Genomic DNA, 8,261 nt, shown 5'->3' on the forward strand with positions numbered 1-8,261 from the left:
AGGACACTTACGGTAGCGGGTTTCCGCCTCGGATTCCGACAACCTCCCGGCGCGCGGCGGCAGATCGTCAGCGCTGCGCAGTCGGATAACTACACTGTGGCACGTGTTGTCGTCCCCCAGCCGGGCCGCCCCGGCCCGCACCCCGGTCCGGTTGTTCCGCAACGACTGGAGTCCGCTGGACCCGCCGGCGCTGGACAACTGGCTGCCGAGCCGGTCGGTCTCGCTGGTCGTCCCGGCCCACAACTGCCAGCCGACCCTCGACCTCACCCTGGCGGCCCTGCGCCACCAGAGCTATCCGGCCGGCCTGTTCGAGGTGGTGGTGGTCGACGACGACAGCGATCCGCCGTTGCGGCTGCCGGAGATCCGTCCGGAGAACTGCCACCTGGTCCGGGTCGGCGAGCACAGTTCCGGCTGGGGCCGGGCCAACGCACTGCACGTCGGCGCGGACGTCAGCGACGGCGAGATCCTGCACTGGCTCGACGCCGACATGGTCGTCTTCCCCGAGCACGTCGCGGCGCAGGTCCGCTGGCAGCACGTCAGCGACGAGGTGGTCACCCTCGGCTACAAGCGCTTCGTCGACCACGGCTGGACGGTGACCCCGGACCAGGTCGCCGAGGGCTGCGCCAGCGGGACCATCGACCGGCTGTTCCGGTTCGAGGACACCGAACCCCACGAGTACGTCGAACGCCTGATCAACGACACCGACCAGTTGCGCGGCGGCGACCACCTGAACTTCCGGGCCCACGTCGGGGCCACCGCCGCCCTGTCCCGCCAGCTGTACCAGGAGGCTGGCGGCCTGAACCCCGGCCTGCGGCTCGGCGAGGACACCGAGTTCGGCTACCGGCTCGCCCAGGCCGGCGCGGTCTTCGTCCCGGAACCCCGCGCCCGCAGCTGGCACCTCGGCCCGTCACACATGATGTCCAGGGGCGACGCGTTGCGCCGCTACAACCGGCCGTTCCTGGCCGACCTGATGCCGCAGCCCCGCTACCTGCGGCCGGCGGCGAACCGGATCTTCGCGGTACCGCTGGTCGTCGCGGTGGTCCGGGCCGACGGGCCGTACGAACTGGTCCGTACCTGCGTGGACCGACTGCTCGCCGGGGACCTGACCGACCTGCGGGTGGTCCTGGTCGCCGACTGGGGCGAGATCGCCGACGACCGCCGGTCGATCCTCGCCGACCCGCTGCTGGAACGGCGACTGCTCGCCGCGACGTACCGCTCCGAGCCCCGGGTGACGTTGGCGTCGAAGTCGCCGACCACCGCCTTCCCCTCCCCGTACCTGCTGGAACTCGGGCCGTGGGTCGGTGTCGACGCGGACACCGTACGGCGGCTGGTGGCGGTCGCCGACGAGTGGCAGGTCGGTCTGGTCCGGGTACTGCCGACCGGCGCCGCCACGCCGGACGACGCGGTGACGCTCTGGCGTACCTCGGCGGTCAGCCGGGCCGAGCGGGTGCGCCGGAGCGACGAGTCACTGGACCAGGTGGTCGCCGAGGTGGCCGGCCGGCGCTGGGTCAGCGGCGACGACCTCGGGGTCGGTGACCTGCGGCGGCTGCCGGAGAGCCAGTGGGTCGCCCCCCGCCCCCGACTGGTCGTCAGGTCGGATAAACGGGCCCGACGCTCCGCGATGGCCGGCATCGAGACCATTCCGGTCGGCGGGATCCGGTCCCTGGCCAACGCCACCCGGTTCGTCGCCAACCGGTACGCCGGACTCGCCGCCGACCGTCTCCGACAGCGGCTGCGTCGGCCCGGTCCGTCCACCGACTGAGCAGCCTCCCGTCGTACACATGTTCTATCCACAGCCTGTGGACAGAACATGTGTACGAACGTTCCGGACGGGTCAGCCGACCTCGTCGGGTACGGCGTCGAACAGCGTCGCGTACATGCCGACCAGCATGTTCCGACCCTTGATGTCGGCGGCGATCTCCGGCCCGGCGACCCCCTCGACCATGCCGGGCAGCAGGCCGGCCCCGCCCTCCGGGCCGAGCGGCACGATGATGAGCGGCGGCATCGGCTGGTAGTCGGCGCGGTCGCCCTCGCCGGTGATCAGCTGCCGGAGGTTCGCGGCGACCAGGTCGGCCTGTGCACCCGCCCGGCCGGCCTGGTTCAGGTCGGCGTCGGAGAGGTCGCCGATCGCGAAGACCCGGTCCTGGCCGACGACCCGAAGCTGGGCGTCGACCCGCAGGTAGCCCTGCTCGTTGCGGGCCTCGGCGAGCGCGCCGCCGAGGTACTCGCTGACCGGGGCGACCCCGAAGCAGCGGTACCAGATGTCGGCAGTCAGCTCCTCGCCCGCCTCGGTGGTCACCGACACCGCCGCCCGGGTGGCCGGCTCGGCGCTCGGCAGCCCCCGCAGCCGGCTGCCGAGCACGAGCTGCACGCCGAGCTTGTCGAGCTGGCGGCGCAGCTCCTCACGGAGTTCCTGGTCGTACGGTCCGGGCAGGATGTCCGCTCCCGCGTCGACGATCGTCACCTGCTTCTCCGGGAAGAACGCCTTGATCTCACCGGCCAGTTCCAGCCCGGACGGGCCGGCGCCGATCAGCAGTACCCGCTCGGCGTCGAGCAACTCGGCGTGCGCCGCCCGGAGCCGGGCCCGGGCGCTCTCCACGTCCGGTTCGGCGACCTTCGCCGGGAACGGGTACGCCGATCCGGTGGCCAGGACCAGGTAGTCCGGTTCCAGCCGTGCTCCGGAGCCGAGCGTCACCTGCCGGCCCTCGACCGCCACCGCCCGGTCCTGGACGAACCGTCCCTGCTTGAGCAGGTGGTCGTAGCGGAAGAAGATCTGGTCGAGCCATTCCGGCTCGACCAGCGCCCGCCAGGCCGCCACGTTGTGCACAAACGCCTCGGTCGGGTCCACCAGCGTCACCTCGGCCACGTCGTCGAGCTGCTTGGCGACCTTGATCCCGCCGTAACCACCACCGACCACCAGCACGCTGGGCCGATTGTCCGTTTGCTCGGTCATGTTTGTCTCCTTCTGGCCGGAAACCGACCACCGAAAGTAGGAGTTGCAGGCGCCAGACTAGCCGCTTCGAAAAGAGAAGTGCCACCTTCGGGGCTAGCATGGGGTCATGCCAGCGAAGATCCGAGCCGAGACCTCGGAGAGCTGTGAGCGGGCCGACGCGGCGCTGGCCCGGGCCTTCTCGCTGCTGGGCAAGCGCTGGACCGCTCTCGTACTCGGCAGCCTCAGCTCCGGCCCGGCCGGGTTCCGGGAGCTGGCCCGGTCGATCGAGGGAGTCAGCGACTCGGTGCTTTCCGACCGGCTGTCGGAACTGACGGACAACGGGCTCATCGCCCGGACCGTCGAGCCGGGACCACCGATCACGGTCTCCTACCAGCTGACCCCCCGGGGTCAGGCCCTCATCCCGGCTCTCAACCACGTCTCCGCCTGGGCCCGGGAGCACTTGCCCGACTGCTGAGTCTCAGCGGGCCGGCCGGGGACCCAGCCGGATCACCTCACGTTCCCGGTCGGAGAGCAGCTCCAGCCGACGGATCCCGACGTTGACGTCCCGGGGCAGCATCCGCCGCGCGGAGACGTCGAACGGCAGGTCGACCGGCATCCCGCCCGGTCCGCGGCGGTACAGCGGCGCCCAGTCCCCGTCCGCCGGGGCGGCCGCGCCGGTCAACGGGATCCGCACCGACCACCACGCTCCCCGGACCTCGGTCGGCAACACGACGTCCGGCAACGGTGACCCGGTGGGCGTACCGGACTCCCGGTGCCGGAGCAGGATCAGCAGCTCCGCCCAACCCTCGCCCTCGGTCGGCAACCCGCCGCTCAGGATCAGCACCCCGTCGGTCAGCTCGGCCGCGGCGGCGACCGGACCGGGTGGCAGCACCCGCAGCCACAGCACCCCGTCGTCGGTCGGCCGGGCCATCAGCTCCACCGGGCCGACCAACCGTCGTACGCCGGTGAAGTCCGCCGGCACCGGCAGCTCGACCGGCTCGGCCCCCGGTTCGGCCAGGGCCACCCGCCACCCGGCCCCCGCCTCGCCGACCAGCACCGTCCGTTCCGCCGGACCGGCCGATGGAACCGGACCGCCCGGCGCAGCGCTGCCGTCCCCGGCGACCAGGGCGCTGTCGGCGACCAGGTGGGTCAGCGGCACCCGGGCCACCCAGCGGCCGTCCCCCACGACCACGCCGTCCGCGCCCACCGACGGGTCCACGCCCACACCGAGCGGCTGTACCGGATAGGCCCGACCCACCACCCCGGTGACCCGGCTTAGACACAACGTCGTACCCGGCCCCGGACGTCGCCCGGCCACCCCCTCGACCAGCAGCGCCCCCTCTGCCACCCGGACCCCGGTCACCCAGGCCCCGGGACGTTCCACCCGCAACCAGAGCCGTCCGGAGCGGACGAACGGCACCACCCGGACCCCGGCGTCAACCCACCGGGCCGGCAACGCCGGACGGGCGTCACCGACCGCCAGCATGCCCGGACGCGGCCGTCCCCCGCCGACCAGCAGCACCAGGAAGCTCCAGTCCCCGGTCGCCCAACCACCCCGACCCCGCAGCCGACGCGGGTCGACCAGCGTCGAGAAACCCGCCCAGGCGGCCCGTTCGTGGTGTCGTCGACGGCCGGCGGCCGGTCCGGCGACCCCACCGGTCGGATGCACCCGGGTCGGCAACGGCAGCATCCGCCGCCACCTGCGGGACGGCGCGCGCAGCCAGAGCAGCCGGATCGGGTGCCACGGCCGGGCGGCACCCCGGGACACGTCATAGGCCAGCCCCCGGACCAGGAGGCGGTCACCGACCCAGCGCGCCTCGTGCACCTCGGTCCGGACCCCGCCCGGAGCCCGGTACGCCCGCCGGGGCACCGCCGGATGTCCGGCGTCCAGCAGCGGAAGATCCAGGTAGTGGCGCAGCCCGCGACGGACCACCGCCGACGGCTGTCCGGCCGAACCGGCGGCCAGTACGGCGAGCAGTTCCGGCAGCGCCCGGGCCCGGGCCAGCCGCCAGGCGATCCGCAGTCGGGGCGCGAGCCGGTCGAGAACCCGCTCGTCCACCCCGGTCAGGAAGTCGACGGCCAGGTCGAGGAAACGTCGCCGGTAGGTGTCGTCGACCTCGGGCAGCAGGTCGAGGAACATCCGCAGGTCGCTGCGGAGCGCACTCTCGTCGTACCACCGTTTGAGTTCGGGGTCGGCGAGCCGGGACAGCGACCGGCTCGCGCCGGCCACCGCGGCGAACCGGTCGACGAGGTTGCGTACCTCGGTCTGGCGCTGGCTCAACGACCGGACGGCACCGGGTGGCCGCTGCCGCCAGTAGTAGACCGGCAGGTCGAGTACGTCGACCGCGCCAGCCAGCGCGTACGCCGGGATCGTCACCGGGATGTCCTCGTACCGGACCCCCTCCGGGAAACGCAGCCCGTGCCGGTCCCAGAACGACCGGCGGAACAGCTTGTTGCAGGCCAGCCGGTCGTAGACCAGGTTCGGCTGGTCCCGCAGGGTGATCCCGAGCCGGGTCGTACGGTGGGTGCCCCGGTGCAGCCAGGACTGCCGCAGCCCCTGGCCGGTCAAGAGTGCGACGTTGCCGGAGACGAAGTCCGAACCGCTCCGTTCCAGGGCCCCGACCAGCACCTCCACCGCGTACGGCGGCAGCACGTCGTCACTGTCGACGAACATCAGGTGGTCGCCCGTACCGTGGTCGAGGCCGGCGTTGCGGGCCGCGCCCAGTCCCCGGTTGGCCTGGCGGAGCAGCCGGAACCGGTCGTCGCGGGCCGCCCAGTCGGCGGCGATCGGTGCGCTGCCGTCGGTGGAGCCGTCGTCGACCAGCACCACGTCCAGCCCGCGCCAGGTCTGCCGGGCCAGCGAGTCGAGGCACTCCGGCAGGTAGTCCTCGACGTTGAAGATCGGTACGACGACGGTCACCAGCGCCGACACGGGCTGCTCTCCCTCCCCGGTCAGCCGGGCTCGCCGAGCAGGGTCCGCCGGACCACCCGCTCGGCCGCGCGGCCGTCGTCGAGGGCACAGAACCGCCGCCGGAACCGGTCCCGGGCCCGGGTCGCCGCCGGACCGTCGACGGCGCCGGTACGGAACCGGGTGAGCAGTTCGGCGAAGCCGGTCGCCACCGCGCCCGGCGCCTCCGCCAGTACGTCGAGGTACACGCCGCGCTCCCGTCGGTAGTCCACCCAGTCCGGCGCGTAGATCACGATCGGCCGGTCCAGGCAGCCGTAGTCGAACATCGCGGACGAGTAGTCGGTGATCAGCACGTCGGCCACCAGGTAGAGGTCCTCGACCCGGGGATGACCGGTCACGTCCCGCACCCGGCCCGCCGCACCCGGTCCTCCGGCGGCACCCGGTCCTTCGGCAGCACCCGGCTCGTCGGCGGAACCCGGCTCCTCGGCGGCACGCGCGGCGGTCGGGTCGAGATAGTGGCCCCGGACCAGCAGCAGGCCGGCCGGACCGAGGACGTCGAGCAGTGCCCCCGGGTCGAACGGCGGCCAGTAGCCGGGCCGGTGTTCGCGGTGCGTCGGCATGTAGAGCACCACCCGGTCGGCGGGCGCGATCCCGAGCCGTTCCCGGACCACCGCGATCTCCTCCGGGGTCGCGTTCACCAGCCGGTCGTTGCGCGGATAGCCGGTCTCCAGGGTGACGTACTCCGCCGGGTAGGCCCGCTCCCACATCTGGGTCGAGAAGCTGTTCGAGGTGACGCTGTAGTCCCAGCGGTCGATCCGGCGCAGCAGCCGACGGAAGTCCAGCCCCACCGCGCCGGCCGGGTAGCGCTGCTGGTCGAGCCCCATCACCTTCACCGGGGTGCCGTGGTGGGTCTGCACGTGCACCGAGCCGCGCCGCTTCACCACGTAGTCCGGAAAATTGACGTTGTTGACCAGCCACCGTGCCTGGGCCAACGCCCGGAGGTACGGCCGGGTCCCGGCCACCACGTACGGCACCTCGGGCGGCATGGTGTCGACCAGGTCCCGGCGTACCACCCAGACGCCACGGATGTGCGGGGCGAGTCTGCGGGCCTCGGCGTGGATCGCGGCCGGATTGCAGGCGTACCCGCGATACCAGTACGCGGCGTACAGCGCCAGCGTCGGGTCGATCGGACGGCGCAACTGGGCCCGGTAGTAGACGCGGAGCAGTCCCGTCCGACCCAGCCCGGCCAACCGGCCCCACCGGCGTACCGCCGGGCGGCGGTCCCCGGACGGCTGTGCCGTCGGTTGACGGTCCCCGGGCGGGCCCGGCCGCCGTCCCAGGGTGGCCAGCGGCACCGTCCACCGGGACCGGCCGGCGAACGTGCGCCGGGACCGGCCGGCCAGCGTGCTGCGGGACCGGTGCAGGGCGCGCAACAGCAGGTACGTCCACCAGTGGCCGCCGGCCACCAGACGGTGCTTCACCCCCTCCGCCCCGCCCGGCCGCCGGTAGCCCTCCGCCGGCCGCCAGCGCCGGTAGTCGGCGGCGACCTGGTGGAAGAAGTCCCGGCGCAGTTCCGGGGTGAGCCGTCGACCGTTGCCGAGCACGATCAGGTAGTGCCAGACCATCCGTTCGAAGATCAGCGGACGGAGGTCGTCGTACTCCGGCCCCCACCGGTCCATCAGGGCGAAGACCCGCCGCCAGTGCGGGAAGACCTCGAAGTGCCGGTCGTCGCGGGTGCCGGTGATGGCACCGGCCCGCCGCTGCCGGTAGTGGACACAGACCCGGTCCAGTACGTTGATCCGCTCGGCGGCGAGCAGCACCGGGTAGCTGAACGACACGTCCTCGTACCAGCCGGGACCGAAACGCAGCCCGAGGTCGGTGAGGAAACGTCGGCGGACCACCTTGTTCCAGGCGGTGTGCAGCACGCCGAGCACCTCGGGCCGGTCCCGGACGGTGAAGACGCGGTCGCCGCTGTCCGGGACGGTACGGGCCATCGCGCTGCCGAGCGTCCGGTTGTTCCAGTACGCCCGCACGTGGTCGACGACCAGCACCTCCGGCCCGGCGCGGCGCAGCCGTTCCGCCACCGCCGGCAGGCAGTCCTCGGCCAGCCAGTCGTCGCTGTCCAGGAACCAGACGTACTCGCCGGTGGCCCGGTCCAGGCCGATGTTGCGGGCCTCGCCGAGCCCGACGTTGGTGTCGAGGCTGACCACCCGGACCCGGGGGTCGCGGGCGGCGTACTCGGTGATGATCTCGCCGCAGCTGTCCGGGGAGCAGTCGTCGACCGCGATCACCTCGACGTCCCGGACCGGCTGGTCGAGGATCGAGTCGAGACACTCCCGCAGGTAGCCCTGGACCCGGTAGGCGGGCACCACAAAGCTGATCAGTGCCATGGCTGACCTGGCGGTGGGGGGGGGGGGGGGG

At 72.8% G+C, this 8,261-nt stretch carries 5 protein-coding genes; 2 read left to right on the forward strand and 3 right to left on the reverse strand.

Features of this window, described 5'->3' with window-relative positions; translation table 11 throughout:
- Positions 1-103: 103 nt before the first annotated feature.
- Positions 104-1,762, forward strand: coding sequence for a glycosyltransferase (locus V1633_RS36215; RefSeq protein ID WP_331218701.1), 1,659 nt, complete (start codon positions 104-106; stop codon positions 1,760-1,762).
- Between the two features lie 72 nt (positions 1,763-1,834).
- On the opposite strand, the gene V1633_RS36220 is transcribed toward V1633_RS36215, so the two are convergent.
- Entirely contained in the window at positions 1,835-2,953 is a 1,119-nt protein-coding gene (locus tag V1633_RS36220; RefSeq protein ID WP_331218702.1) for an NAD(P)/FAD-dependent oxidoreductase, read from the reverse strand.
- A gap of 106 nt (positions 2,954-3,059) precedes the next feature.
- Here V1633_RS36220 and V1633_RS36225 point away from each other — a divergent pair, with 106 nt between their 5' ends.
- Complete coding sequence (locus tag V1633_RS36225) at positions 3,060-3,407, forward strand: winged helix-turn-helix transcriptional regulator (RefSeq protein ID WP_331218703.1); 348 nt, start codon at positions 3,060-3,062, stop codon at positions 3,405-3,407.
- A 3-nt stretch (positions 3,408-3,410) separates the two neighbouring features.
- Here V1633_RS36225 and V1633_RS36230 read toward each other — a convergent pair whose 3' ends face one another.
- Positions 3,411-5,864, reverse strand: coding sequence for a glycosyltransferase family 2 protein (locus V1633_RS36230; protein ID WP_331218704.1), 2,454 nt, complete (start codon positions 5,862-5,864; stop codon positions 3,411-3,413).
- A gap of 20 nt (positions 5,865-5,884) precedes the next feature.
- On the reverse strand, positions 5,885-8,230 hold the full coding sequence (locus V1633_RS36235) for a bifunctional glycosyltransferase/CDP-glycerol:glycerophosphate glycerophosphotransferase (RefSeq protein WP_331218709.1): 2,346 nt from the start codon (positions 8,228-8,230) through the stop codon (positions 5,885-5,887).
- Positions 8,231-8,261: the final 31 nt, after the last annotated feature.

The organism is Plantactinospora sonchi (assembly GCF_036422035.1).
GTDB lineage: Bacteria > Actinomycetota > Actinomycetes > Mycobacteriales > Micromonosporaceae > Plantactinospora > Plantactinospora sonchi.